The 24,566-nt window shown below is 70.8% G+C and carries 26 protein-coding genes; 13 read left to right on the top strand and 13 right to left on the bottom strand.

The genetic code is table 11. From position 1 onward, the window contains the following. Window positions 1-187 precede the first annotated feature (187 nt). From CRP29_RS13220 to CRP29_RS13200, 5 genes are all read left to right on the top strand, one after another. The gene (locus CRP29_RS13220) at window positions 188-826 is read left to right on the top strand and encodes a phosphatase PAP2 family protein (protein WP_176522947.1); all 639 of its coding nucleotides are present in this window, start codon (window positions 188-190) and stop codon (window positions 824-826) included. Between the two features lie 134 nt (window positions 827-960). Then, window positions 961-1,623: a response regulator transcription factor gene (locus CRP29_RS13215; RefSeq protein ID WP_245852768.1), complete on the top strand. Its 663-nt coding sequence runs from the start codon at window positions 961-963 to the stop codon at window positions 1,621-1,623. Next, window positions 1,616-3,061 (top strand): sensor histidine kinase, encoded by a 1,446-nt coding sequence (locus CRP29_RS13210; RefSeq protein ID WP_101541093.1) that lies wholly within the window; start codon window positions 1,616-1,618, stop codon window positions 3,059-3,061. The genes CRP29_RS13215 and CRP29_RS13210 overlap by 8 nt, the downstream gene beginning before the upstream one ends. Window positions 3,062-3,314: 253 nt before the next feature. Continuing rightward, window positions 3,315-3,875: a PepSY domain-containing protein gene (locus tag CRP29_RS23580; RefSeq protein WP_097195464.1), complete on the top strand. Its 561-nt coding sequence runs from the start codon at window positions 3,315-3,317 to the stop codon at window positions 3,873-3,875. A 219-nt stretch (window positions 3,876-4,094) separates the two neighbouring features. Beyond that, window positions 4,095-4,850: an ABC transporter permease gene (locus CRP29_RS13200; RefSeq protein ID WP_217991597.1), complete on the top strand. Its 756-nt coding sequence runs from the start codon at window positions 4,095-4,097 to the stop codon at window positions 4,848-4,850. A gap of 223 nt (window positions 4,851-5,073) precedes the next feature. Here CRP29_RS13200 and CRP29_RS13195 read toward each other — a convergent pair whose 3' ends face one another. After that, window positions 5,074-5,358, bottom strand: a complete 285-nt coding sequence (locus CRP29_RS13195; RefSeq protein WP_097195462.1) for a hypothetical protein — start codon at window positions 5,356-5,358, stop codon at window positions 5,074-5,076. A gap of 328 nt (window positions 5,359-5,686) precedes the next feature. Next, complete coding sequence (locus tag CRP29_RS13190; RefSeq protein ID WP_281256803.1) at window positions 5,687-6,193, bottom strand: DedA family protein; 507 nt, start codon at window positions 6,191-6,193, stop codon at window positions 5,687-5,689. 497 nt (window positions 6,194-6,690) lie between these two features. Here CRP29_RS13190 and CRP29_RS13185 point away from each other — a divergent pair, with 497 nt between their 5' ends. From CRP29_RS13185 to crcB, 3 genes are all read left to right on the top strand, one after another. Further along, window positions 6,691-7,602, top strand: a complete 912-nt coding sequence (locus tag CRP29_RS13185) for a metallophosphoesterase family protein (protein ID WP_097195461.1) — start codon at window positions 6,691-6,693, stop codon at window positions 7,600-7,602. Window positions 7,603-8,498: 896 nt separating this feature from the next. Continuing rightward, window positions 8,499-8,918 carry a fluoride efflux transporter FluC gene (locus CRP29_RS13180; protein ID WP_097195460.1) on the top strand — a complete coding sequence of 140 codons (420 nt, stop codon included), beginning with the start codon at window positions 8,499-8,501 and terminating at the stop codon, window positions 8,916-8,918. Then, on the top strand, window positions 8,915-9,280 hold the full coding sequence (crcB, locus tag CRP29_RS13175) for a fluoride efflux transporter CrcB (protein ID WP_097195459.1): 366 nt from the start codon (window positions 8,915-8,917) through the stop codon (window positions 9,278-9,280). Before CRP29_RS13180 ends, crcB begins: the two co-directional genes overlap by 4 nt. An 82-nt stretch (window positions 9,281-9,362) precedes the next feature. Here crcB and CRP29_RS13170 read toward each other — a convergent pair whose 3' ends face one another. The 8 genes from CRP29_RS13170 to CRP29_RS13130 all read right to left on the bottom strand — a co-directional run bounded on the left by CRP29_RS13170 (window position 9,363) and on the right by CRP29_RS13130 (window position 16,959). Beyond that, window positions 9,363-10,424: a helix-turn-helix domain-containing protein gene (locus CRP29_RS13170; protein ID WP_097195458.1), complete on the bottom strand. Its 1,062-nt coding sequence runs from the start codon at window positions 10,422-10,424 to the stop codon at window positions 9,363-9,365. Further along, a complete protein-coding gene (locus CRP29_RS13165; protein WP_097195457.1) occupies window positions 10,421-10,816 on the bottom strand; it encodes a hypothetical protein in 396 nt (131 codons plus the stop codon). Before CRP29_RS13165 ends, CRP29_RS13170 begins: the two co-directional genes overlap by 4 nt. Before the next feature lie 360 nt (window positions 10,817-11,176). Further along, entirely contained in the window at window positions 11,177-11,953 is a 777-nt protein-coding gene (locus CRP29_RS13160; protein ID WP_097195456.1) for a sulfite exporter TauE/SafE family protein, read from the bottom strand. Between the two features lie 243 nt (window positions 11,954-12,196). Then, complete coding sequence (locus CRP29_RS13150; RefSeq protein WP_097195454.1) at window positions 12,197-14,356, bottom strand: MMPL family transporter; 2,160 nt, start codon at window positions 14,354-14,356, stop codon at window positions 12,197-12,199. A gap of 53 nt (window positions 14,357-14,409) precedes the next feature. After that, entirely contained in the window at window positions 14,410-15,789 is a 1,380-nt protein-coding gene (locus CRP29_RS13145; RefSeq protein ID WP_097195453.1) for an MBL fold metallo-hydrolase, read from the bottom strand. A 58-nt stretch (window positions 15,790-15,847) separates the two neighbouring features. Continuing rightward, window positions 15,848-16,153 (bottom strand): rhodanese-like domain-containing protein, encoded by a 306-nt coding sequence (locus CRP29_RS13140; protein ID WP_097195452.1) that lies wholly within the window; start codon window positions 16,151-16,153, stop codon window positions 15,848-15,850. Between the two features lie 21 nt (window positions 16,154-16,174). Beyond that, window positions 16,175-16,441, bottom strand: coding sequence for a metal-sensitive transcriptional regulator (locus CRP29_RS13135; RefSeq protein WP_097195577.1), 267 nt, complete (start codon window positions 16,439-16,441; stop codon window positions 16,175-16,177). A gap of 104 nt (window positions 16,442-16,545) precedes the next feature. Next, window positions 16,546-16,959 carry an ArsR/SmtB family transcription factor gene (locus tag CRP29_RS13130; RefSeq protein WP_097195451.1) on the bottom strand — a complete coding sequence of 138 codons (414 nt, stop codon included), beginning with the start codon at window positions 16,957-16,959 and terminating at the stop codon, window positions 16,546-16,548. 132 nt (window positions 16,960-17,091) lie between these two features. On the opposite strand from CRP29_RS13130, the gene arsB reads away from it, so the two are divergent. The 4 genes from arsB to CRP29_RS13110 are packed head-to-tail and all read left to right on the top strand — an operon-like array spanning window position 17,092 to window position 19,797. Next, window positions 17,092-18,216, top strand: coding sequence for an ACR3 family arsenite efflux transporter (arsB, locus tag CRP29_RS13125; RefSeq protein WP_097195450.1), 1,125 nt, complete (start codon window positions 17,092-17,094; stop codon window positions 18,214-18,216). Further along, window positions 18,213-18,866 (top strand): arsenate reductase ArsC, encoded by a 654-nt coding sequence (locus tag CRP29_RS13120; RefSeq protein ID WP_097195449.1) that lies wholly within the window; start codon window positions 18,213-18,215, stop codon window positions 18,864-18,866. The genes arsB and CRP29_RS13120 overlap by 4 nt, the downstream gene beginning before the upstream one ends. A gap of 14 nt (window positions 18,867-18,880) precedes the next feature. Beyond that, window positions 18,881-19,315, top strand: a complete 435-nt coding sequence (locus CRP29_RS13115) for an arsenate reductase ArsC (protein ID WP_097195448.1) — start codon at window positions 18,881-18,883, stop codon at window positions 19,313-19,315. Next, window positions 19,315-19,797: an arsenate-mycothiol transferase ArsC gene (locus tag CRP29_RS13110; protein ID WP_097195447.1), complete on the top strand. Its 483-nt coding sequence runs from the start codon at window positions 19,315-19,317 to the stop codon at window positions 19,795-19,797. The genes CRP29_RS13115 and CRP29_RS13110 overlap by 1 nt, the downstream gene beginning before the upstream one ends. On the opposite strand, the gene CRP29_RS13105 is transcribed toward CRP29_RS13110, so the two are convergent. Both CRP29_RS13105 and CRP29_RS13100 read right to left on the bottom strand, forming a co-directional pair. Beyond that, the gene (locus CRP29_RS13105; protein WP_097195576.1) at window positions 19,762-21,099 is read right to left on the bottom strand and encodes an MFS transporter; all 1,338 of its coding nucleotides are present in this window, start codon (window positions 21,097-21,099) and stop codon (window positions 19,762-19,764) included. The genes CRP29_RS13110 and CRP29_RS13105 overlap by 36 nt on opposite strands. A 40-nt stretch (window positions 21,100-21,139) precedes the next feature. Continuing rightward, window positions 21,140-22,663, bottom strand: a complete 1,524-nt coding sequence (locus CRP29_RS13100) for an FAD-dependent oxidoreductase (protein ID WP_097195446.1) — start codon at window positions 22,661-22,663, stop codon at window positions 21,140-21,142. Between the two features lie 384 nt (window positions 22,664-23,047). Here CRP29_RS13100 and CRP29_RS13095 point away from each other — a divergent pair, with 384 nt between their 5' ends. Further along, entirely contained in the window at window positions 23,048-23,404 is a 357-nt protein-coding gene (locus CRP29_RS13095) for an ArsR/SmtB family transcription factor (protein ID WP_097195445.1), read from the top strand. Window positions 23,405-23,989: 585 nt separating this feature from the next. Here CRP29_RS13095 and CRP29_RS13090 read toward each other — a convergent pair. Next, window positions 23,990-24,565, bottom strand: a complete 576-nt coding sequence (locus tag CRP29_RS13090) for an RES family NAD+ phosphorylase (protein WP_176522945.1) — start codon at window positions 24,563-24,565, stop codon at window positions 23,990-23,992. Window position 24,566 lies beyond the last annotated feature (1 nt).

Raw genomic sequence — 24,566 nt, 5'->3', positions numbered from 1 at the left:
GGTTGCCGCCGGCGCTGGCCGGTTCGGAGCAGGTTCCGGCGGTAGGCGTGAGCACTGCGGGGACGGCATGAGCGGGCTCGCGACGCCAGTGGCTCACCGCGTCTCTGCGGCCGAGCCCTCCGGCCGAGGACCGGCGACGCCACGGCTTGCCGGAGCGGCAGCCCTCGGAGCGTCGGCTGGGGCGCTGTTGACCTGGTGGCTGGTGGCGACGCAAGTATGGGTCGGGCGGTGGGACGCCGTCGTGCTTCACGAGGCGGCAGCCGAGCGGCTGCCGTGGTTGACCCCGATCGCCCTCCGGTTCACCGATCTCGCCGGCACGACAATTCTTCCCGTCCTCGTGGGCGCAGCGGTGACCGTGCTGGCGGCGGTCCGCAGAATCCGTGCGGCCGCCGCTCTGACCGTCGCCCTGGTGGGATCGGCCGTCGTAGTCTTCGGAATGAAGCTGCTCGTGGCCCGGCCCCGTCCACCCGTGTCCCTGATGGCTGGGCCCGTGGAGCAGAGTTTCTCCTTCCCGTCCGGGCACACGACAACGGCCACCGCCGTGCTGATCGTGGGAGCGGCCCTCATCGCCCGGGCAGCGCACCGGCCCGCCGTCCGAATCGCGGCCTGGTCGGCAGCAGTCGCGGGGGTGGCAGGAGTGGCCGCCTCACGGGTGTACCTGGGTTACCACTGGCTGACCGATGTGATCGCAGCGACATTGCTCGGGGCCGCGGTTGCGGCGATGACCCTGCTGCTGCTTCCACGCCGACCTGCTGACGAGTATCGGCAGTGGGCCCGCTGTCGGACCACCGAACCGGACTACCGCCGGACCAGGCCAGCGCCATGAGCAATGCTTCGACGCGCAGGCTGCCACGGCGCCACGTGTCGCCGAGAGGGAACTGATCACGGCTCTCAGCCGACCCTCAGGAAAGGCCGGTCACACTGCACCGAACAGGGAGTGTGGAAATGAGAGTGCTGTTGGTGGAGGACGAGGTCCGCCTGGCCGAGAACGTCCGCCGCGGACTGAGTGCTGAGGGATTCGTCGTCGACGTGGTGCACAACGGCACGGATGGCCTCTTCAACGCCGAGGTCAACAGTTACGACGTCGTCGTGCTCGACATCATGCTGCCGGGACTCAACGGCTACGAGGTGTGCCGGCGCATGCGCGCTTCGGGTGTCTGGACCCCGGTGCTGATGCTGACGGCCAAGGACGGTGAGTACGACCAGACGGACGCCTTCGACCTGGGGGCCGACGACTACCTCACCAAGCCGTTCTCGTTCCTGGTGCTGGTCGCGCGCCTTCGGGCACTGATCCGTCGAGGCGCCCCGGTTCGCCCGGCTGTTCTGGCCGCCGGTGACCTGACCCTCGATCCGGCCACGCGCACGGTGCGCCGTGCGGAGGAGGAGATCACCCTGACGCCGCGTGAGTTCGGGCTCCTGCACTTCCTGATGAGGCACCGTGGCGACGTGGTCTCCAAGCCCGACATCCTCGAGTCGGTGTGGGATGCCAACTACGAGGGTGACGACAACGTGGTGGAGGTCTACATCGGCTATCTGCGGCGAAAGATCGACCAGCCGTTCGGGCGGCATGCGATCGAGACGATCCGCGGGGCGGGCTACCGGCTGGCGGCCGGGGGTGGGTGAGGCGGTCCCCAAGCCCGGCTGGCGGGCGGCGCTCGGTCGGTTCGGTGGGGTGCGGGTCCGGGCCGCGTTGGCGGCCACGATCGTGGTGGCTCTCATCCTGGCCGTGGCCGCCGTCGCGTTCGTGGTGCTGCAGCGCCGGCAACTCGAGTCGACCCTGAGCGATGTCGCGGCGCAGGAAGCCGCGGCGGTGGCCTCCGACGTCGCGACCAACGGCGCTGCGGCGGCCGCACCGACGCCGGCAGGGGGTAGTGAGCGCGCCCTGTTCCAGGTGGTCTCCGCTGACGGAGTCGTCGTTGCGTCGAGCCCCGCCATCTCAGGTGAACCGCCGGTGGTCGGTGCCCGCCCGGCCCCCGGGGAGACCGTCGCCCTTCGCGCGGACTCCTTGCCGATCGAGGAGGATGAGCCCTTCGCGGTCGTGGTGCTCGGCGTCACCGGCCCGGACGGCGACGCGGTGGTCATCAGCGCGCAGAGCCTGGAGAGCGCTGAGCGGGCCACCGACGTGCTGGTCGGCCTCCTGGCTCTGGGGTACCCGGTCCTGCTCGTCCTCGTCGCGGGCACCTCGTACTGGCTGACCGGCCGGGCACTGGCCCCCGTCGAGGCTATGCGCCGTCGGGTTGCCGGGATCACGGCCACGGATCCGTCCGCTCGGGTGCCGGTACCTCCGTCGCGGGACGAGGTCGCCCAGCTGGCTACGACCATGAACGCCATGCTCGAACGGCTCGCGACGGCGGCCGAGGCGCAGCGGCGGTTCGTCGCCGACGCCTCCCACGAACTGCGCAGCCCGCTGGCAACCATTCGTGCCGCGCACGAGATCGCCGCGGTTCACCCCGACGCCAGCGACTGGTCGACCGTCAACACCGACGTGCTGTTGGAGGTGGCGCGCCTGGAGCGGCTCGTGGACGATCTGCTCTTCCTGGCCCGGTCCGACGAGAGGGGTCTGCATCCGCAATCGGAGGACGTTGATCTCGACGACCTGGTGAGCGCTGAGGCCGGTCGGCTGCGCCGCACCACCGGCCTGCGGGTCACGGTCCATGCGGCGCCCGTGCGGGTCGTCGGAGACCGGCACCAGCTCAGCCGCGCGCTACGAAATCTCGTCGACAACGCGGCGAGACACGCCACCAGCAGCGTGGAGCTCCGAACCGACGGGCGTACGGGCCGCGCGCTCATCGATGTCGTCGACGACGGGCCGGGCGTCCCGGCCGCGGAGCGGGAGCGGATCTTCGAGCGGTTCGTTCGCCTGGACGCCAGCCGTCAGCGTCCTGCCGGGGGCGCCGGTCTGGGCCTGGCGATCTCCCGGGAGGTCGCCCGTGCCCATGGTGGCGAGCTGTCCGCCCTCGAGCACGCCGGGGGCGCGCATCTCCAGCTGCGCCTGCCCCTGCCGGCGGAGCCCTCTTTCCCCACTGGTCGGCCCGGGATCGACGAGGACGACGTCGGCTGACGAAGCCGGGCCCTTGGAGCTGACTTCGTGGGGCGGCCCGGCGATCGTCCATGGAGAACTGGGCCGGATGTCCGGCGCGCGGAAGGCCGGGTCCCGGTCATGACCGGGACCCGCGGCCACGGGATCGGCCGCCGCGTTCGCGCTGGTGAGCCGCTTGTGAGGGCTCTCAACTGTTCTCAGGGTCTCCACAGCAGCCGAGTCGCACTGTGAGTGCATCGGCGCCACCCCGGCGCCCTGTCACACAGGAGGACACATGAACCTCAACATGGACAAGCGCAAGCTGGCGGCGGCCGGTCTGCTCACCGCCGTCCTGATCGGTGGCGGTGCGTCGATCGCCGCTGCCTCGGACAACGGCTCCGCACCGGCGACCAGCTCCGCGGTCGGACAGGAGGAGCCCGACGGCGAAACCAACGACGGTCCCGACGGCGGTCCGGGCAGCGAGCAGGAGGACCAGGACCCGGCGTTCACGGGCAGCGTGGCCGCGCCGGCGGAGACCGAGCAGGCCGACGGGCAGGAGAGCTCGGGCAGTGAGGACCAGGAGCAGGCGTCGCTGCAGGCACTGGCCACGCTGACCCCCCAGCAGGCCGAGCAGGCCGCGCTGGCGGCAGTTCCGGGCACGGTGGCCGAGACCGACCTGGACAACGAGAACGGGTTCGTGGTCTACAGCGTGGAGGTCAACGGCGCTGACGGCACGGTCACCGAGGTGGTCATCGATGCCGGCAACGGCGACGTCCTGGCTCAGCAGGCCCAGGACGCCGGCGACCCGGCCGACGGCGCCGACCAGCCCGAGGGTCCGAACGACGTGCAGGACTGATCGGATCTCTTCCCACTGGACCACGGCGGCCCCCGAGCGCTCGGCGCTCGGGGGCCGCCGTGCGTCCGCTTCATGTCCCGCAGGAAGCTCTGCGACGGGTGGGGCCCGACCTCCGCTTCCGGATGGAGCCTGGGCTGTGCTCGTGGTCGGGGTGAACGGTGCCACCGTTGAGCGGCTGGCTCGAGCGGAGCTGCCGGTAGCAGGAACAGGGAGTCGACGATCGTCACGCTGAGCTGGGCACTCGGGGCTGTCCTGCTGATCCTGGTCGCGGGCGCGGCTACGGCCGCCGCGCTTTCCGGCCTCGGCCAGACCCGGCCCATCGTGGTCGCTGCTGCTCGAGCGGTGCTCCAACTGGCCGCCGTGTCCGCCGTCCTGGTCGCTGTCGTCCGCTCCTTGTGGCTCTCGGCCGTCTTCGTCTTGGTCATGCTCACCGTTGCCGCAGTCACGTCCGCCCGGCGGGTGACTGGGACCCGGCTGCGGTCGCCGGGGGGAACCTCCAGCGCTGTGACGATCGTCCTGCCGATCAGCGCTGGAGCCCTGCCCGTCGTTGGGCTGGTGGTGGCCACCGGAACTGTGCCTCTGGCTGGGGAAGCCCTCATCCCGATCGGTGGAATTCTCATCGGCGGCGCGATGACTGCCACCTCGCTGGCAGGACGCCGGCTGTTCGACGAGCTCCAGCAACGCCGGGGCGAGGTCGAGGCTGCCCTCGCACTCGGGTTTCTGCCCCGCGATGCCGTCCTCGAGGTGGTGCGTCCGGCCGCTGCTACCGCACTGGTCCCTGCGCTCGACCAGACCCGCACCGTCGGACTGGTGACCCTGCCCGGCGCCTACGTCGGTGTCCTCCTCGGCGGAGGAAGCGCGGTTCAGGCCGGCGCCGCCCAATTGCTCGTCCTCGTAGGGCTGCTCCTGGCGGAGATCGTCGCCATCTGGGTCGTCACCGAGCAGGTCGCTCGCGGGCATCTTCACCGGCTATGAAGAGTGATATGCGCGCCCCTTCCGGAAGGACGGGGTCGGATGGCACCGCGGAAAGAGTCATGAGGGCGCGGTCAGGCGTCTACCAGCCCACCCCAGAATGGCGCCGTGGCAACGCACTTGAGTCTTGCCCGCTGGCACATGCGTTCGCTGGCGTTGATTGATGCATCCGCGCGGGGCATCGCGGCGCGCTGAGGCGACAAAGAGGGCCGCCAGACCCAGGGGCTCAGGAAGTTGGGCGGCGCACGATGATCTCGCGTTGGCGGCAGCGACCGTAGTACCGGAAATACAGCGATTGGGTTCCCGCCAAGTGGCTGACCGCCCGGTTGGCCGCCTCCTCGTCTGGGACGCGGATCCAGACTGCTGAGCACCCGTCGTGGGCGTATCGCACGTAGAGGTTGGTGCTTTCCTGGTCGGCGGTCAGGGCGCGTGCCATGCGTCGGAGCATGCCGTGCTGCGCCGTGTAGCACTGGTAGTCATAGAGGATTTGCTCACCGGTGTAGACCCTCACGGCCTGCCTGCTGAACCCGGCTCCTCGCAGGGCGGTGACCGCTCGGCCAGCGTGGTCTGCATCCTTCAGGACAGCAAGTAGGAGGCCTCGGGGGCTCGAGAACCAAGGGGGGAGCGAAGGAGTTGGGGTTTGCCCGACGGATGGTCGTGACCACGCTGCTAGAAATCAACGGTCAGCCCTCCCCGACGATCGGAGTTGCGGTTTCTTGTCTCGTCACGGTTCCAGGCGCTAGCTGAGACCCCGATGAGAACGCGTCGGGCGATTCGCTGATCGCGGGCAGTCGCGACGTGTGGGGCCGAAGAGATCCCTACCGATACCCATTGTTCGGTCACTGGGGAGTAGGTCGGCGGGTGCGGAGCCGGCGGACGACGATGACGACAAGGGCCAGGCCGATGAGACCGATGGCGGCATTGTTGATGTAGCTGCTGTACGCGCCGATCTGCTGCCACCGGCTGCCGAGCGCGTATCCGAGCAGGACGAACAGTGAGTTCCACAGGGCACTACCGATGGTCGTGTACAGGGTGAACTTCAGTAGCGGCATGCGTTCGACGCCGGCCGGGATGCTGATGAGGCTGCGTACGACGGGTACGAACCGGCCGATCAGGACCGCTTGCCCACCGCGACGGGCGAACCAGCGCTCAGCCCGCTGGACGTCGTCGATCGAGATCAGCGGTAGTCGATCGGCCACTCGGAGCAGTCGCTGCCGGCCGAAGACCGCGCCCAGTGCGTAGAGCACCAGCGCGCCGGCCACCGAACCTGCCGTGGCCCAGACGATCACCGCCACGACACTGAGTTGACCTTGTCCAGCAAGGAATCCCGCCAGAGGCAGCACCACTTCGCTCGGGATGGGGGGGGAAGAGGTTCTCCAGCGCGACGATCGCGCCGACACCCGGGCCTCCCAGACTGGTCATGGTGTCGGCGGCCCATCCCGCGAGACCGGTGAGGTTGTCGCTGCTGGACCCGGAAGTGGCCTGTACCAGCACAGTCATGCGCCCATCTCCTTGTCGGCTCGCGTGCGCCGGACTCATCTGCTTCTAGGTCGTCATTCGCAGTCCGCCGTGGAGAGCGCTGGATGCATGCTCAAGCTGCCGCAGTGCACCTGAGAGCTCGCTGAGAGCCATGGGGCGTTCCTCGGCCGCGGAGGGCTGCCTTTCGCGCCAGCTCCGGGGGCTGACCTCTCATCGCACGTCCCCACCGACCGGATCTCCCGGTGCCGGCACTCCGCTCGACGGGCACTACTGATGGAGCGCTTCGCCAAGGGACGGATGTGTACCGAGCGACCCGGACGGCGTCCTCAGCGCGCTCTCAGCGGCGGTCGAGGAGGCTGCTCCCATGAGTCGTCGACGCGCCAGCGGCATCGTCGGCCTCCTGGTGGTCCTCGGTCTCGTCGGATACCTGCTGGTGTCCCCGCCGTCGGCCCTGACGGCCCTGCTCACCGGGGACCGCCCGTCGGCCATCGCCGGCCAGGAGGTCCCGGCGATCGAAGGAGCACCCGACGTCCGCATCGCTGTAGCGGGGGACACCGGGACCGGCACCGCCGCCGAGGAAGCCACCGCCCAGCGCATGGCGGCGGAGAGTCAGCAGCGGCCCTACGACGCGCTGTTGCTGCTCGGTGACCTGATTTACGACGTCGGCGACGCCACGCTCGTCGACCGGGTGGTCACCGAGCCGTTTTCGCCAGTTCTGGACGGCGGCGCGCAGCTGCTTCCGGTGCTCGGGAACCACGACTACGGCAGTGGGGAGCAGCAGCAGATCCTGACCGCTCTCGGCGCTGATGCCCCCTGGTACGCGGCACAGGTCGGGTCGGTGCGGATCCTGGTTCTGGACTCCAACCGGGTAGGAGACCCTCAGCAGACGCAGTGGCTCCGGGAGACGCTCGCCGCTCCGCAGGCGGCCGGAACCTGGACCGTTGCCGCCATGCACCATCCTGCCTACTCCGCTGGCCACCACGGATCCGACTTGTCAGTGCGCGAGGCATGGGGCCCCCTGTTCGCGGACGCCGGAGTTCCGCTGGTACTGGCCGGCCACGACCACGACTATCAGCGCTCGACACCGCAGGACGGGGTGACCTACGTCGTCTCAGGAGCCGGCGCCTCGACGCGCCGCGTGGGGCACGAGGACTTCACCGCGGTCAGCAGCGCAACGCTTCATTACCTGGATCTCCTCGCCTACGACGACCACCTCGTCGGCCGGGCCATCGACCAGCAAGGCAACCTCCTCGACTCCTTCACCATCACGCGGTAGGAGATGGACGCTCTCTTGTCTTGCCGGTGTTTGAGCAGATTTGGACAGGTCGCCGGTGAAGCCGTCACTCACCGACAACATCCCTCAGTTGCGAAAGTGATTATTGGGTTGGGAGATCGGTAGCGGGCAAGCCGTGCATCGTGGCATTACGTGACTCACCACGCCGGAGCTGGACGACGTGCGCAGGGCTGCCACCGCCCCGCGCATGCCCGCCGATCCCGCGTAGCTGCACATCCTGTGGGCGCGCATGCGGGGGCGAGTCGTCCGCCGCGTCCCTCACCTGCCTGCGGGCGTCACGCCGACTGTCGTGAGTCAGCACGTCTCCAAGCTGCGCTTGGCCAGTCTTGTCGCGAACAGACGGGGAGGGACGTTCGTCTTCTGCACACTGGCCGTCACCACATCGGTGAACTCGTCCGGCAGGCGCTCACCCAGGCGACCATGAAGCCAGCCTGACTGAGGCTCATCAGCAGGCTTCGGCGCACGTCCCGGGTGCGGCCGCGGCACGATCGCGTCGCCGACCCCGGTGCGGCCGCGGTCCGCACCGTCGGCACGGTATGCAACACGTCCTGAAGGGCGTCGTCGAGGTTCCATGGACAGCCGCGACACGAGCGGCAGTCGTTGCAGTCTGGGCGGTCGGACTTGCCACCGTAATTTCGATAGTGGGCGCCTGCCCAGCCACCTCAGCGTCATAGTGTTCGGTCGGCTGGAGCGGCGCCCCCTGCTGCCGGTGCGCCGCTGCTCCGGCCGACCCTCAGGTTCGTCTGCGCCGCCGCACGCTGGAACGGGGAGGGAGTGGGCTGATGAGTACTGAAGGGCCGGCGTCGACACGACCAGTTGATTCCGACGTTGATCTTCACGTTGACGAGCAGCAGCGACCGAAGATTTGGGATCCGGCCGTGCTGGCCACCATCGCGGCGGGCGGAGTGCTGGGTGCAGAGGCGCGCTACGGGCTGACGGTGGCCCTACCGCATCAATCGGGGCAGTGGCCGTGGGCGACGTGGCTAGTCAACATCAGCGGCTGCTTCCTCATCGGGGTTTTGATGGTCGTGATCATCGACGTGATGACGCCGCATCGGCTGGTCCGTCCGTTCCTCGGGGTCGGCGTTCTCGGTGGGTTCACGACCTTCTCCACAGCGATGGTCGACGTCCAGCAGTTGGCGCTTGCCGGCCACGGCGCCACCGCGTTGGGCTATATGGCGGCCACCGTTCTCGCCGCCGTCATCGCGACCTTCCTCGGCGCGCACGCGACCCGCATATGCGCACGGTGGGGACGGAGTCAGACGCGAACGGTCCGTACCTCCGATGGTGCTCAATGATTGTGCTCTGGGTGGCCCTGGGTGCCGCTGTCGGCGCTCCGGCCCGATACCTCACCGACCGGGCGGTGCAGACCCGGCACGACAGCGTGTTCCCGTGGGGGACGCTCGCTGTGAACGTCGTCGGCTCGTTCATCCTTGGAGGGCTCGCCGCGTTGGGCAGTCACGTCTCCCCGGCGGTCAGCGCTCTGATCGGCGTGGGCTTCTGCGGTGCGCTCACCACATACAGCACCTTCAGCTACGAGGTGCTGCGACTGCTGGAGGAGCATGCTCGCTTCTACGCCCTGGCCAACGTGCTGGTGAGCCTGCTCGCCGGTTTCGGCGCCGTCGCCCTCGGGTGGTCCGTCGCCTCCTGGCTCGCCTGACCGGCGGCGGTGAGACCCGATCGGCTCGAGCACGCCCTGACGATGTAGCCAATCCGGATACCGATGCGCGACAGCGTGGCGTTTATGCGGCGTTGATGGACGCACGCCGGCGGGAGATCGTGCGTTTGGTGGTGGCGAGCTGTTGGGCGATGTCACGAATGGACTTGCCGCGCTCGGTGAGGCGCCGGACGACCTCGTCCTGCTCAGCAACGGTGAGGTGTTCGAGGCGGACGCCGTCGCCGGCGAGAGCGCGCTCGATGGCGATTTCGTCGATGTTGTCGGTCGTCACTGCGTGCTCAGTGAGCTGGGGGTCTGGGTCGGCGTCGATGTCGTCCCAGGCCAGCGGCGGCAGCCAGCCGCGTTCCGCGGCGAAGGCCCGGGCGGCGTCGACGACGGCGCGCTGGTCCTCGGTGGACTGCGGTGGGCGCAGGTCCCACAGCTGTTCGTAGAGGGCGCTGACGTCCCGCGCGGTCTGTGCGGTGACCGAGTTGCTGATCATGCTACGTCGGAGGCCGGCGGAGCTTCGGCCGAGCCTGGCGGCCAGTTCGTCGTGTGGCCAGCCCACGGCAGTCAGGGCCTGCAACCGCCGACGAGTGCCCGTGGCGACGACGTGACTGCGCGGCGCCCGGTTGGCCTGGTCGATCCCGATGCGCAAGAGCCGCTGGGCGGTCTCGGGCCGGACCCGCCGGATGCCTGGGTTGCCGTGGCGTTGTGGGGCGGCCAGCTCGCGGACGTGGCTGGTGGAGATGCCGGCGAGCACGGCGATCTGTTCGACGCCGATGCCGGCGGCGCGGAGATCTCGGATGTGCTCGCGCACCGGGGCCGCGTCGACGAACGGGCGCCATCGGCCGAAGGTCTGCGCGCGGTGCACGGCGCGGCCGGCCGCGGTGTTGGCGGCTGTGCAGTCGGTGCATCTGCAGCAGTCCTTCACGTACGCGACACGGGTCCCGTGCGCATGCCCTGCGCGCGGATGAATGCAGTCCCGCCTCACCCGACCCTGAGCACGCTGGACCCGGCGACGCGCGCGCTCAATGGCCTGTCGGTGCTTCGCACAGGAATGGCGCGTGTGATGGACGTCGGCGAGGGCGTCGCTGGCGTATGTGCCGCTGTAGCCGCAGGCCGGGCAGGTTCGGGTGGCGCTCATGACGTGCCCTGGCGGGAGGCGGCGATGGGCTGTCGGACGTCGATGGGGCAGCGACCGGCTACACCGGCCTTGGCAAGGACGTCCTCGATCCAGTCGGTACGGAGGCTGCCCGAATCTCCGACGTGGTCGTCGAAGGCCATGGCCGTGAACTGCTGGGCGGTATCGGCCCACTCCCGGTCGGACAGGAGCCGTTCGAGGTGGGCCTCGACGGTGCGCCGGTCGACGTAGGCGATGCTGGCGCCGAGGACGTCGGCGAGGTCTGTGAGCAGCCGGTGGGTGTCGCCGCCGCAGCGATCGACGAGGTCTTGCAGCCCGCCGCGGTAAGCAGCAGGCCCGTGGGACGGTGCCGGCGCACGGGCTGTTGTCGTTTGCCCTCCCCGCTGACCGCACATCCCTGCTCCCGCTGGCGAGTAGTCGCGCTCACCGGGAGAAGGCGCTATTTCGAGCTCTTTGGTGACACCCCGCCGAGAATGAGGACGAGACGGTGCTCGACCAGATCCGCCACGAAACTGCCGTCACGGTGAGCCGGTTGCCGGGCTGACGTGGCCGCACCCGAGGTGGTCGGCAATCTGACGGGAGCAGGCCAGCGGTCGTCGAGTCGGGTTGCGCCGGCTTCTCACCGCTGGTGTTGCTGGGGTCGCGCAAGCAGCCCTGGGGGCAGGGGACGACCGCCGGATCGCCGGCGCTCGGATGGGCTGGTGGCCCGCGGCGGAGCAGGTCGACAGTGGGGGACGGGAGATCGTCCGGAAGGGTCAGGCGAACAGGTCGACGGTCAGCTGGATTGCGATGAGACCGGCGACGGTGAGTACCAACCAGGCAAACCATCGGCGCAGCCGGTCCGTGTGGATGCGCGCGCCGACGCGTCCGCTCACCATGGCGGCCACGACGGCCGCGCCGGTGAAGGCCAGGGTGACCGGTACGTCGACAGTCGCCTCTCCCGCGTGCGCAGCGAAGCCGGCGGTGGAGTTGATGGCCACGACGACCAGGGACGTGCCGATGGCGGTGGACATCGGCAGGCCCAGGGCCAGCACGAGTACCGGGATGATGAGGAAGCCACCACCCACGCCGAGCAGGCCAGTGAGGAAGCCGACCACGAGTCCGCCGGCCAGCGTGCGCGGCAGGCAGCGGCGCCAGTTCACCCGGCCGCCGTCCACGGCGCACGCGGTGCCGGTTGCCGGCTTCTCCTGCAGCATCCGCACCCCGGCGCCGACCATGAGCACGGCGAACAGGGCCAGGGTCAGCTCGTCGGGCAGCACCCGGCTGACCGCGGCCCCGGCGAACGCGGTGACCGCTCCCGCCGCGCCGAACAGCACCCCGATCCGCCAGCTGATCTGCCGCGCGCGCAGCCGGGGCACGACCGCGACGACGGCGGTGATGCCGACCACCAGGAGCGAGGTTGCGACCGCCTGTTGCAGGTCTTGGCCCGCGAGGTAGACCAGCGCCGGCACCGCGAGGATCGAGCCACCTCCTCCCAACAGCCCGACGAGGGCGCCGATGACGAGGCCGATGGCGATCGTCAGGGCGATCATCGGGCTGCCGGGGCGACGGGGGGTGCCATCAGCGGCGACCGAAGACCCGGCTCAGCCAGCTCCCGGACCGCTGCTGTCGGGGGTGCCCGGGGCAGCGCTGTGCGCCGGGGACGCGGGCCATGACCTGGTCGACGTGCTGGCCGCATCCGGCCCAGGTGGTCTTGCCGCAGGTCTTGCAAGGAACTGCTCGGCACATGTTCGTTCTCCTCGTGATCGATCGGTGTAGGGGCCGTTCGCCACCCGTCAGTCGTGGGCGAAGCGGATTCTCGGCAGGACCCTGGTGAGCCACGTCGGGCTCCACCAGGCGGCCGCGCCGGTGAGCCGGAGCATCACGGGCAGCAGCACGAGTCGGACGAGGAAGGCGTCGAGGAGGACGGCGACGCCGAGGATGATCCCCATCTCCTTGGGCGGCAGTGGCCCGGACAGGGCGAAGGTGAAGAACACCGCGACCATGACGGCGCCGGCGGCGAAGATGACCCGGCCGGAGTGCGCCAGAGCCCCGATCATCGCCTCGCGCGGGTCGCCGGACCGCTCGTAGTGCTCCTTGGCGCTGGCCAGGAGGAACACTGTGTAGTCCATCGCGATGGCGAAGATCATCGCGAAGAAGAACACCGGGGCCCAGGCGTCGAGGAAGCCCTGGCTCTCGAACCCGAACAAGCCGGACCCGATGCCCTCCTGGAACACCAGGCGGGCGACCCCGAAGGCCGCGGCGGTGGACAGCAGGCTGGCCAGGGTGCCGAGCAGGGAGATCAGGGGCGCCTGCAGGGCGATCAGCAGCAGCAGGAAGCCCAGCACCAGCACGACCCCGATGACCAGCGGCGTCGACTCGTCCAGCTGGGCCTTCAGGTCCAGGTTCTCCACCGCGGCACCGCCGACCAGGGCGGAGTCGGGCAGGTCGGCGCGCAGCCGATCGACCAGCGTCGACAGGACGGGGTCCGAGGGGTCCATCGTGGGGACGGCCTGGATCATCGCCAGCTCGGCGCCGTCCGACGCCGGCATCGCGGGCAGCACGCCGGCCACGGCCGGGTCCGCGCCGAGGACGGCGGAGGCCGCCGGGGCGTCGTCCGGGTCGAGGACGACCTGCAGCGTCCCGGGGGCGCCGTCCCCGAAGGCCTCCTGCACCCGGTCGTAGCCGACCCGCGCGCTGGCTTCGGCCGGGAGCACCTTGATCGAGGGCATCGCCGTCTTCAGGCCGACGATCGGCGCGGCGAGGGCGAGCAGAACGAGCAGCGAACCGATGCCGTAGACCAGCGGTCGCTTCCACAGCCGCTCGCCCCAGGCGGCGAAGCGGGGGGAGCGGTGCTCCCCGGTGCGCACCCAGGGCAGCGCGATCCGGTTGATCTTCAGGTCCAGCTTGAACAGGACCAGGGGGAGCAGCGTCAGTGTGGCGGCGAGGACGAATACGACGGCGAGCATGATGCCGCCGGCCATCGACCGGAACGACGGCGAGGGAACCAGCATCACCGCCGACAGCGAGACGAGCACTGTCGCGCCCGAGAGCAGGACGGCCTTGCCGGCGGTGTCCATGGTCTCTGCGACCGCCCGCACCGGCGAAGCGCCCCCGCCCATCCGTGCGGCCCGGTAGCGCACCACAAGGAAGAGCGCGTAGTCGATCCCGAGAGCCAGGGCGAACATCATGGCGAAGTTCATGGCCCATATAGAGACCGGGACCAGCTCGTTGATCAGCACCAGAGAGCCTGCCGAGGCGACCAGGCCGGCCAGGGTGAGGATCAGCGGCAGACCGGCGGCGACCAGCGCGCCGAAGGCGAGCACCAGGATGCCCAGGGTCACCGGCCAGGAGAGCATCTCCGACTTGAGCATCGCGTCCAGGTTGGCCTCGTTGAAGTCAGACCACAGCAGGGACGCCCCAGTCGGGTTGACCTCCACCGACCCGGTGGACAGCGCCTGCAGGGGTGCCTTGAGGTCGTCGGCGACCCGCACCATCTCGTTCGTGTCGGCGCCGGCGCCGGCGAGCAGGACGGCGGTGCTGCCGTCAGCGCTGAGCGTCGCGCCGGGCTGTGGCTGGAGCACGTCGCCGATGCGTTCGTCGGCGGTGAGCAGGTCGGTGGCTCGGGCCAGCACGTCCGCGCCTTCGCCCTCGGTGACCGCGCCCTCGGGGCTGTGCACGACGACCTGGATGGCGGAGCTGGCGTTCCCGCCGAAGTGGTCTACGGCGAGCTCGCGGACCGTGACGGACTCCGAGCCGTCGGCCTGCCAGCCGGCTCCGGACAGTGCGGCCTCGACGCGGGGGGCGAAGAAGCCGAGTCCGACGATGAGCAGCAGCCAAACGACGGTCGTCGTCTTGGCGTGTGCGGTGACCCAGACCCCCAGCCGCCCGAGCGGACCCAGGCGGAACGAGGCGGATGGGAGGTCGGGCTGGCGGCTGGGGGCCGTCGTGGTCACTGGTGGGTCGCTTTCGTCCGATGGAAGGGCTGCGGCCGGAGACGGCCGCCAGGTCAGCGGGTGGCGGAGTCGTCGTGCAGGCCGACGGCGGCTGCGCCGGTGTCGGGGTCGCCGTAGCCGCCGTTGACCAGCACCGGCCGGCGTCCGGTGCGGGCGAGCAGCGAGGCGGCGATGGAGGCGCGGTAGCCCGAGCCGCAGTACACCCACACGTCGCCGTCGGGGACCTCGTCGATGCGGTCGGCCAGCTCGTGGATCGGGATGTGCAGTGAGCCCTGCACTCCGCCTCCGGCGCGCTCGTCGTCGCGGCGCGCGTCCACGACGGTCAGCTGCGAATCGGCGGCCATGGCGGTGGCCAGGCCGGAGAAGTCGCTGACCGGGTGGGAGGCCAGCTCCTGGTCGGTGGCCAGCTGCTCGGGGCTGCCGACGGCGGCGCCGGCGAGCCGGTCGATGCCGATGCGGACCAGCTCGCGGCGGGCGTCAGCCACCTGCTCTTCGTTCTCCCCGATCAGAGTGATCGGGGCGCCCCACGGGATGAGCCAGCCGACGTAGGTGACGAAGTTGGCAAGGGCCAGCTCAAAGTTCAACGCACCGGGCAGGTGGCCTGCGGCAAATGCGGTGCGGGTGCGCAGGTCGATGACCCACTCGCCGGCCGCCAGCCGGCCGGCCAGCTCCTCGGGGTCGACCAGCCGCGGCATCGACAGATCCACCGGCGCCGGGCCTGCGGCGTTGCCCGGGCCCATGCGCCCGTACCAGGCCGGGATCGCGGTGAGGCCGGCGATCAGCTCATCGACGAAGGACTGCTCGTCTCGGGTCAGCGCCGGGTTGACGGCAACCTGCTCGCCGACCGTGGAGGAGTCCCCGCTGGTCGGGGTGGCCGCGCAGAACGAGCCGAAGCCGTGGCTCGGAAACACCGGGGTGCCGTCCGGCAACTCGTCGGCCAGTCGGCGCACCGAGTGGTACTGCGCGTGGGTGAGCTCGTCGGTGTGCTCGGGACCGACCAGGTCCGTGCGGCCGGTCGAGCCGTAGAGCATCGAGCCCCCGGTGAACACGGCCTGCTCGGCAGCGCCGGCGTCGGTGAGTACGTAGCTGACGTGGTGGTGCGTGTGCCCGGGGGTGTGCAGCACGCGCAGCCGCATCGGGCCGGCCTCGAGGACGTCGCCGTCGGCGGCCGGCACCCGGTCGTAGGCGACGGTGTCACCGGCGGGGACGACGTAGTCGGCGCCCACGGTGCGGGCGAGCTCGAGCCCGCCGGTCAGGTAGTCGTTGTGCAAGTGGGTCTCCACGACGAGCGAGATGCGCACGGCCCGCTTCTCGGCGAGCGCGAGCACCCGGTCAATGTCGCGCTGGGGATCGACGACTACACCGACCCCGCTGTCGCTGACCAGGTAGCTGCGGTCGCCGAGTCCGGTGGTCTCGATGATGTCGATCTGCACGGAAGCTCCTTAGTACGGTACGGGGTAGGGGTATCAATCAAGCAAATGCTGGGCGTTGTCAGGCGGTCGGACGGCCTTCGGCGATCCACTGCGTCATGCCGCCGTCGAGGTTGGCCACGTCGTAGCCCTGTCCGGCGAGAAACTGTGCGGCTTGCGAGCTGCGCCCGCCACTGCGGCACACGGTGATGACCGGACGGGCGCGGTCGAGCTCGAAGGCGCGCGCGGACAGCTGGCCCAGCGGGATGTGGATGCTGCCGGCGATCCGTCCCTCGGTGAGTTCGGCGGCTTCGCGGACGTCGAGGACGACGGCCTCGGTGCGGTCGGCGGCCTGGGCAGGGGTGAGCTGGGGGATCTGCTGGTTCATAGGAACTCCAGGGGGTGACGGTCAGGCGAGGGAGAGGAACAGGCGCTCGAGCTCGCGCAGGTCGACCTCGCGCGACTCGCCGTCCTCGTTGGTCGAGCAGTAGCGCATCCCGGTCGAGACGACGGCGAAGCCGGCCTTGCTCAGCGCCTTGGATGCGGCGGCGAGCTGAGTGACGACGGCCGAGCAGTCCCGCCCATCTTCGATCATGCGGACGATGCCGCCGATCTGGCCCTCGATGCGCTTGAGCCGCTTGACGACGTCGGCGAGTTCGCCCTGGGGGATGTCCACGACGTCCACCCTACATACCCCTGGGGGTATGCGCCAGGTTGGAAAAGGTGACGTAGGAGCCAAGCGGATGGCGTCTGCTGAGCGGACTCCAGGAGTGGCGCCGGTCAGGCGCGCGCGGCTGAGGTGGCGGTCGGTCCGCCGGGCGCGCCGGTAGAGCTGAGCACACCGGACAGTGAGTCGAGGGCGCCTGGGATCAGGGCGTAGTACGCCCACACGCCGCGCTTCTCCCGGGTGAGGAACCCGGCGTCGACGAGCACCTTGCAGTGGTGGGACACCGTCGGCTGACTGAGGCCCAGCGGCCCGGTCAGGTCGCACACGCACGCCTCGCCGGTGCTGCTGCCGGCGATCAGGGACAGCAGTCGCAGCCGAGCGGGGTCGGCCAGGGCCTTGAGCGTCTGGGCGAGCGCTACGGCGTCATCGAGGTCGAGGCCACCGGCCAGCGGGGCCGACGCGCATGCGGCTGCGTCGGTCGGCTGGTCCAGCACGGTCAAGGCCGTCCGAGTTCGACTGCTGTTCACCTGGCCAGTGTGCCCGGGAGATTGACGCCTGTCGATGCCTCGGGCACAGTCATCGACGACGGTCGATGGCTGCCGCGCCTGGTGTGCGGGCGTCGCCCGGGACCCGCACCGAACGAGAGGCCCGCCGAATTCATGAGTGACACCGTCGCGGAGACCCCGCAGCCGAGCACCGACGTCGGGACGCCGGTGATGGCGCGGCTGTCGATGCTGGACCGGTTCCTGCCGGTCTGGATCGTCGCCGCCATGGCGCTCGGCCTGGCGCTGGGCCGCTGGGTCCCGGGCGTGGACGACGCCCTGTCCGCCATCGAGGTCGGCAACGTCAGCCTGCCGATCGCGGTGGGCCTGCTGCTGATGATGTACCCGGTGCTGGCCAAGGTGCGGTACTCGGAACTGGACCGTGTCACGGGCGACCGGAAGCTGCTCATCGCGAGCCTGGCGCTCAACTGGGTCCTCGGGCCCGCGCTGATGTTCGCGCTGGCCTGGGCGCTGCTGCCCGACCAGGCCGAGTACCGGACGGGGCTCATCATCGTGGGCTTGGCCCGCTGCATCGCGATGGTGCTGATCTGGAACGACCTGTCCTGCGGTGACCGCGAGGCGGCCGCCGTGCTGGTCGCCATCAACTCGGTGTTCCAGATCGTCGCCTTCGCCGTCCTGGGCTGGTTCTACCTCCAGGTGCTGCCCGGCTGGCTGGGCCTGGAGACGACGTCGGCGGAGTTCAGCTTCTGGGCGATCGTCCTGTCGGTCCTGGTGTTCCTCGGCATTCCGCTGGTCGCCGGCTACCTCACCCGCACGATCGGCGAGCGACGCCGCGGCCGCGACTGGTACGAGGAGCGCTTCCTGCCCCGTATCGGGCCCGTGGCGCTCTACGGGCTGCTGTTCACCATCGTCATGCTGTTCGCGCTGCAGGGCGACGCGATCACCTCGAACCCCTGGGACGTCGCCCGCATCGCGCTGCCGCTGCTGGCCTACTTCGCGCTGATGTTCGGCGGCTCTTTCCTCCTCGGCATGCGGCTTGGGCTCGGCTACGCGAAGACCGCGACGCTGGCGTTCACCGCCGCGGGCAACAACTTCGAGCTGGCCATCGCCGTCGCCATCGGCACCTTCGGCGTGACCAGCGGGCAGGCGCTCGCCGGGGTCGTCGGCCCGCTGATCGAGGTTCCTGTCCTCGTCGCCCTGGTCTACGTGTCGCTGTGGGTGGCACGGCGCTGGTTCCCCGGCGACCCCACCGTTCCCGCCACCGTTCGGAGTTCGCGATGACCGAGAAGTCCCTGCCGGGCCTGCTCACCCCCGAGGCCGCCCTGCACCGGCTGGCCGATGACCTGGCCGCCCGCTTCACCGGGGTGTTCGCCCGGGAGACCGTCGACAGGTACGTGTTCGAGTCATACACCGCCCTGCGCCGCACCGCGAAGGTCACCACCCACCTGCCCGCGCTCACCGCCCGGTTCGCCACCGAGCGGCTCACCGCCCTCGCTCAGGCCAAAGGCGCCATCACCACCGGCGTGCCCGAGGTCTTGTTCGTGTGTGTGCACAACGCCGGCCGCTCCCAGATGGCCGCCGGTCTGCTCAACGCGCACGCCGCCGGACAGGTGCACGTCCGGTCCGCCGGCTCGCTGCCCTCGGCGCAGATCGACGACGCGGTGACCGAGGCGATGGCCGAGGTCGGCGTCGACCTCGATGCGGAGTTCCCCAAGCCGCTGACCGACGACGTCGTGCAGGCCGCCGACGTGGTCATCACGATGGGCTGCGGCGACGCCTGCCCGGTGTACCCCGGCAAGCGGTACCTGGACTGGTCCGTTCGCGACCCCGCCGGGCTGAGCGTCGGGGAGGTCCGCGCGATCCGCACCGACATCGACACCCGGGTCCGTGCCCTGCTGGCCGAGCTCGTTCCGTCCGCCACCCTCAGCTGAGAGGCATTCCTTCCGTGTCCGAGAAGCCCAGCGTCCTGTTCGTCTGCGTGCACAACGCCGGCCGATCCCAGATGGCCGCCGGCTGGCTCACCCACCTCGCCGGGGACGCCGTCGAGGTGCGGTCAGCCGGCTCACTCCCGGCAGACCAGGTCAACCCCGCCGCGTTGCAGGCGATGGCTGAAGTCGGCATCGACATCTCCACCGCACGGCCCAAGGTGCTGACCACCGAAGCGGTACAGGCCTCCGACGTGGTCATCACGATGGGCTGCGGCGACGCCTGCCCGATCTTCCCCGGCAAGCGGTACCTGGACTGGGAGCTGGAAGACCCGGCCGGGCAGGGCGTCGACGCCGTCCGCCCGATCCGCGACGACATCGAGGGCCGCATCCGCGGACTGCTGACCGAGCTCGGCGTGCCGGCTGCGACCGCCGGCGCCGCACACACTGGCTGATGCGCGCCGGACAGCACGCAGCCGCAGGCTCGCCGCAGGCCGCGCCGCGGGTGCTGTTCGTGTGCGTGAAGAACGCCGGCAAGTCCCAGATGGCCGCCGGGCTCATGAACGCCGCCGCGGGGGACAGCGTCGACGTCACCTCGGCCGGCACACGGCCCGGCGAGGCAGTCAACTCCCTGTCGGCGCAGTCGCTGCTGGAGGTCGGGGTCGACATCACCGGCGCCCGGCCCCGCCCAGTCACCGCTGACCTCATCGCCGCCGCCGACGTGGTCGTCACCCTGGGCACCGAGGCCCGCATCGACGACGACCTGGTCGCCGCGGCCGCCCAGCTGCAGCCGGGGGCCCGGTTCGAGACATGGGTGACCGGCGAACCCTCGAGCAGGGGCATCGACGGCATCGAGCGGATGCGGCTGGTCCGCGACGACATCGCCGCCCGCGTCGACGATCTACGCGACCGTCTGCTCGCCACCCACGCCGGCTGAGAGGGGCTCGCCGGGCCGTCGGCCGCCGTGAGCGGCGGCGACGAGCACCGTCCCGAACGCCACCAGGCACGCCAGTGCGGTGAGCGCACCGGTGCGGGATCCGACGATGTCGGTCAGTGCGGCACCGCCGAAGGGAGCCAGGGCCGCGGCCGCGGTGATGGGGGCGGCGAACGCCCCGGCCAGGGACCCATAGCGGGCCGGCCCCCACTCCTCGGCGACGACCGTGGCCTGAAGCAGGGTGCCGGCCCCGCGGACCGCGCCGACCAGCACCGCCACAGCAATCAGCGCCCACGCCGGTCCCGGCACAGCAGCCAGCAGGCCGATGGCGGCCGCCGACGCGGCGACGATGACCACCGCCCGGGTCGCCGGCCCGGTGCGAGCGGTCAGCGGGGCATAGCCGAGTCGACCCAGCAGCTGGCCGGCGCCCAGCAGACCCAGGGTGGTCGCAGCCAGCGAGGCCGACATGCCGCGTTCGGTCAGCAGCGGGATGAGCAGCGTGACGCTGGTTGCGTACAGCCCGAACGCGGTCAGCGTCAGACCGCCGGACAGCAGCCAGAACGGCCGGCTGGTCAGCACCGCCCGTACCGCACCATCGCTGGCCGGAGCCGGCCCGCCGATCTCACCGGGGCGCTCAATGGGAGCAGAGGGGGCGGCGGCAGCCGCAGCCCCGGGCCAGGGCCGGCGCAGCCCCATCAGGTGCAGCGGCACGGTCGCTACCCCGAGCACACCGGCGAGTACCAGGTAGGTGCTGCGCCAGCTCAGCTGCTCCAGCAGCAGGCTGGTCAGCGGCGCGAAGACGGTGCTCGCCAGCCCGGCGACCAGGGTCAGCGCGGTCAACGCGCGCACCCGGTGCGGGCCGTACCAGCCGGTGAGGGCGGCGAACGCCGGCTGGTACAGGGTTGCTGACATCGCGACGCCGGCGACCAGCCACGCCGCGAAGAACCAGCCCAGGCTCGGAGCCAGCGCGACGGCGGCCATGGACGCCGCCGCCAGCACCGAGCCGGCGGTCATCACGGGACGCGGCCCGAACCGGTCCAGCCACCGCCCCATCGGGATGCCGGCCAGCGCCGAGACGACCAGCCCAGCGGTGAACGCACCCGTTGTCGCTGCGGTCGACCAGCCGGTGTCGGCGGTGATGGTCGTCAGCGCGACTGGGAACGCGTAGTACTGCACGCCCCAGCTGACGATCTGACCCGCCGACAGGACCGCGACGATGCGCCATCCCGGGAAGGCGTCTTCGGCCGCGGGGGTGCCCGTCGCGGCCCGGCGTGCAGCCGGCGCCAGCTCTTCCCGCGATGTCACCTGGCCAGGCTGCCCGATCTGCGGGGCCGGCGCCGGGAGGTCAGCCGCAGCACGAGCCGCCGGCCTGGCCACGCACCTCGGCCAGCGGCAGCACCCCGCCGTCGGTGTCGGCGGCCCGGCCGCCTTCGACGCCGGTGGCGAAGCCGACCCGCGCCTCGCCGTTGGCCCACGCGGCGTGCGCGGCGTCCACCTCAGCCGGAAGCTCAGCCGCCGGCGCGGTGCCGCAGCAGCTGCCGCCGGCCGTCGTCAGGTCGTCGGTGAGCGGGAGGCTCACGGAGCAGACACCGGTCTCGGGGAGCACCAGCTGCACCTCGTCGGCGGCCGCGTCGTCACCGGCCAGGTGCGCGGCGATGGAGCGGACCTGCTCGTTTCCGGTGGTGATCAGGAACGTCGGCGCGCGCCCGTAGGACTTCATCCCGACCATGTAGAAGCCCGGGTCCTCCGGGTGAGCGAGCTCGCGGTGGCCGTGCGGGGGCACGGTGCCGCAGGAGTGGAAGGCAGGGTCAACCAGCGGGGCCAGCTGGCGAGGAGCGTCCAGGCCGGCGTCGAGGTCGAGGCGGACCTCGCTGAGCATCGCCACATCCGGCCGGAACCCGGTCGCTGCGGCGACGTTGTGCACACCTTCGATGCGCTGCTCACCCTCGGCGGTCTGCCCGACCACGGTCACCGTGCCGTCGCCGGTGAGTTCCAGGCCGGTGATGGAGAACCCGGCCTGGTGCTCGATGGCGCCGGAGACGACCAGCGACCGCAGGTCGGTGCCCAGCTTGCCGCGGTCGGGTAGCTCATCGGCCTCGCCGCCGCCGAACAGCCGGCGGGCGTCGGTGCCGCGGATGGCCCACACGATCTCGGTGCCGGCCGCCGCTCGGGCCAGCTGCGCCAAGCTCAGCAGCGTGTTGGCCGCCGAGTGACCCATGCCGACCACAAGGGTGCGCCGGCCGGCGAACCGGGCCCGGTCGGTGCCCAGCACGTCGGGCAGCGGGCCGACCAACACGCCGGCGGCCTCAGCCTCGGGCTCACCGACCGCGGGCAGTCCGGAGGCGCCCAGCGGGTTGCGCTGCCCCCAGGTGCCCGAGGCGTCGATGACCGCGGCGGCCCGCACATCGCGAACCGTGCCGTCGCGGTCCTGCACCCGGACGAGGAAGGGCCGCTGCTCGCGGCCCAGGGTGCGGGACTTGTCCAGGCCCTCGCGGGTCACCGCCACCACCCGCGCACCGGTACGGACCACGGCGTCGCCGAGGACGGCGGCCAGCGGGGCGAGGTAGCCGGCGACCACTTCGGCACCGGTCGGCGGGACGTCTCCGGCCGGGCGCGTCCAGCCGGTGGGGGCGAGCAGTTTCTCCGCGGTGGGGTCGACGATGTACTGCCACGGCGTGAAGGTGCGGATGTGTCCCCAGGCGCGCATCGCGGCACCGACGTGGTCGCCGGCCTCGAGCACGAGCGGGGTCAGGCCCCGGTCGGTGAGGTGGGCGGCCGCGGCCAGGCCGACGGGGCCGGCGCCGATGACGATGGCCGGCAGGTCGGTCTGCCGAACGAGGGTGCTTGCGGGGGCGGGTGTGCTGGTCACGGGGACGGTCCTCCGGTCGGTGGGTCAGGCGGTCGCGCAGCAGGCGGGGGAGACGCTGCGGCGGAGTCGGGCGGTGGTGTCGAACGCGCGGCGGGCGGCACGGGCCAGGTGCTGGGGCGGGAGCAGGCGGCGATGCCGGCCAGGCGGGCGGTGCTCGCCTCTCGGCGCAGCTCAGCCGCAGGTCTCGGTCAGCAGCTCCAGGGCGTAGGCGGCGGTTGCGGCGCGGCTCCTCCCTCACTCCCAGCAGTGAGGCCGAGAGACGACCTGCTGGCGTGCGCGTCATGCGGCGGTACATTGACGTCTGTCAATACGAAGCACCGTGCCTGACGTATTGATAGTTGTCAATGTCTTGCGGGGCGAAGCGCCTGAGTTCAGGAGGAACGGATGGCCGTGCACGAGCTTCCAGTGCTCGACCAGCCAGAGGTGGTCGCCTGCTGCGCGCCCCTGGCATCGACGCTGCTCAGCGAGCCGGACGCCGAGACGCTCGCCCGGCAGTTCGCTGCACTGGGCGATCCCGTGCGCCTGCGGTTGGTGTCATTACTGGCCACCGCCGAGGGGGGCGCGGTGTGCGCATGCGACCTGGTCCAGCCCGCGGGCCGCAGTCAGGGCACGGTGAGTTCGCACCTCGCCAAGCTGCGCGAGGCCGGCATCGTGGTGAGCGAGAAGCGGGGGCGCAACGTCTGGTACGCCGTCGTCCCTGCCGCACTGGAGAACCTCCGCGGCGCTCTCGCGCCCCGCTGACGGAGCGTCGCTGGACGTCGAGAACCCTCGTCGGCGAAACCCGGCTTCGGGCTGCCGGTGAGGGCCTGTCCTGTCGGTGCCAGCCGCATCTCGTCGAGGTCACGCCTTGGCCAATAGGGGGGTGCAGGAGGGCGTCGGCCGGGCGGGAACTAAGTCAACCCGCTCTTGCCTTGTGACTACGGCGGACGAGGCAGCTGGCAACGTCAGCCGGCCAGTCCGCAGAAAGTCCGCAAGAAGTCCGCAGAACGTCTAGTTCTGATCGCAGGTGGGGGACTGCTGCACGAGTTGCCGTCCGCTCGCTGGTCGGCCTCGTCCTGGCGAAGGTTGCGGGCTCCGGTCGCACGGGCGACAGCATCGCGGTTTGCCAGAACCGCGGCGGGTCGCCAGGATCCGTACGCCGTCCAGCACGCCCCCTAGCTCAACGCTTGCGCCGTCGGAGGCGCAGCGCCGCAGTCACCAGTTGGGTCTTGAACGACTACCGCGCCAGGTAACGCACCGCCCTCTAGTTGGCGGCCGCTGGCGGGTCAGGCCAGGGCAGGCGGGTGTTTGGCTGGCGAGGCTAGAGGAGGTGTATTCGACCGCGGGTCAGGATTCGGCCGGGCGTCCCCGGTGGACCGGGTTCAGGAGGCGGAGGGTGCGCGGGTCAGCGGGCAGGGTCTCCCACGTCTCCTCGGCTTCGACCTGTAGCGCCCCCGCGAGGGTCAATCGCTCACGGAAGAGCGCCAGCGTTTCGCCCAGGCCCGTAGCCGAGGGGGCAAGTACTGCTTGGATTTCCAGTTGGTGAGCGGCGGCGGCCACCCGCTGACAGGCTTCGTAGTCATCGACTGGTGATCGGACGTCGTCCTCGGTGAGGCCGACGGCAGCTAGGTTGGCGGTGACGGTGAGGTCGAGGACTTGGTCCACAGTGACGGTCACCGTGTATAGCCTTCGGGGCTGCACCTGGTCGGCGGGAATGCCGTATTCCTCCACCAGGTGCCGGTAGGCCTCGACCGTGACTGCCGACACTGGGCGGCCTAGGTAGATGACCGGAAAGTTCTCTCCCCAGCGCCCTTGATCTCCGCCGGCGAACGCGTCACGGTTGAGGGCCGCATGCCGGTAGAACGTCCCCTCGACACGGACCAGACTGACGGCAGCAACCCGCTCGGCCGTGGACCTCTGCACG

Origin of the sequence: Blastococcus aggregatus, assembly GCF_900221005.1 — a bacterium.
GTDB classification, from domain to species: Bacteria; Actinomycetota; Actinomycetes; order Mycobacteriales; family Geodermatophilaceae; genus Blastococcus; species Blastococcus aggregatus.
This window is presented reverse-complemented; position numbering and strand designations above follow the sequence as displayed.

Bases quoted from the DNA above. Each gene is read 5' to 3' on its own strand.
- crcB (WP_097195459.1), top strand. From the start codon at position 8,915: ATGATTGTGCTCTGGGTGGCCCTGGGTGCCGCTGTCGGCGCTCCGGCC.
- CRP29_RS13170 (WP_097195458.1), bottom strand. From the start codon at position 10,424: ATGAGCGCCACCCGAACCTGCCCGGCCTGCGGCTACAGCGGCACATAC.
- CRP29_RS23580 (WP_097195464.1), top strand. From the start codon at position 3,315: ATGAACCTCAACATGGACAAGCGCAAGCTGGCGGCGGCCGGTCTGCTC.
- CRP29_RS13165 (WP_097195457.1), bottom strand. From the start codon at position 10,816: ATGTGCGGTCAGCGGGGAGGGCAAACGACAACAGCCCGTGCGCCGGCA.
- CRP29_RS13110 (WP_097195447.1), top strand. From the start codon at position 19,315: ATGCGCGCCGGACAGCACGCAGCCGCAGGCTCGCCGCAGGCCGCGCCG.
- CRP29_RS13140 (WP_097195452.1), bottom strand. From the start codon at position 16,153: ATGAACCAGCAGATCCCCCAGCTCACCCCTGCCCAGGCCGCCGACCGC.
- arsB (WP_097195450.1), top strand. From the start codon at position 17,092: ATGAGTGACACCGTCGCGGAGACCCCGCAGCCGAGCACCGACGTCGGG.
- CRP29_RS13120 (WP_097195449.1), top strand. From the start codon at position 18,213: ATGACCGAGAAGTCCCTGCCGGGCCTGCTCACCCCCGAGGCCGCCCTG.
- CRP29_RS13160 (WP_097195456.1), bottom strand. From the start codon at position 11,953: ATGATCGCCCTGACGATCGCCATCGGCCTCGTCATCGGCGCCCTCGTC.
- CRP29_RS13185 (WP_097195461.1), top strand. From the start codon at position 6,691: ATGAGTCGTCGACGCGCCAGCGGCATCGTCGGCCTCCTGGTGGTCCTC.
- CRP29_RS13095 (WP_097195445.1), top strand. From the start codon at position 23,048: ATGGCCGTGCACGAGCTTCCAGTGCTCGACCAGCCAGAGGTGGTCGCC.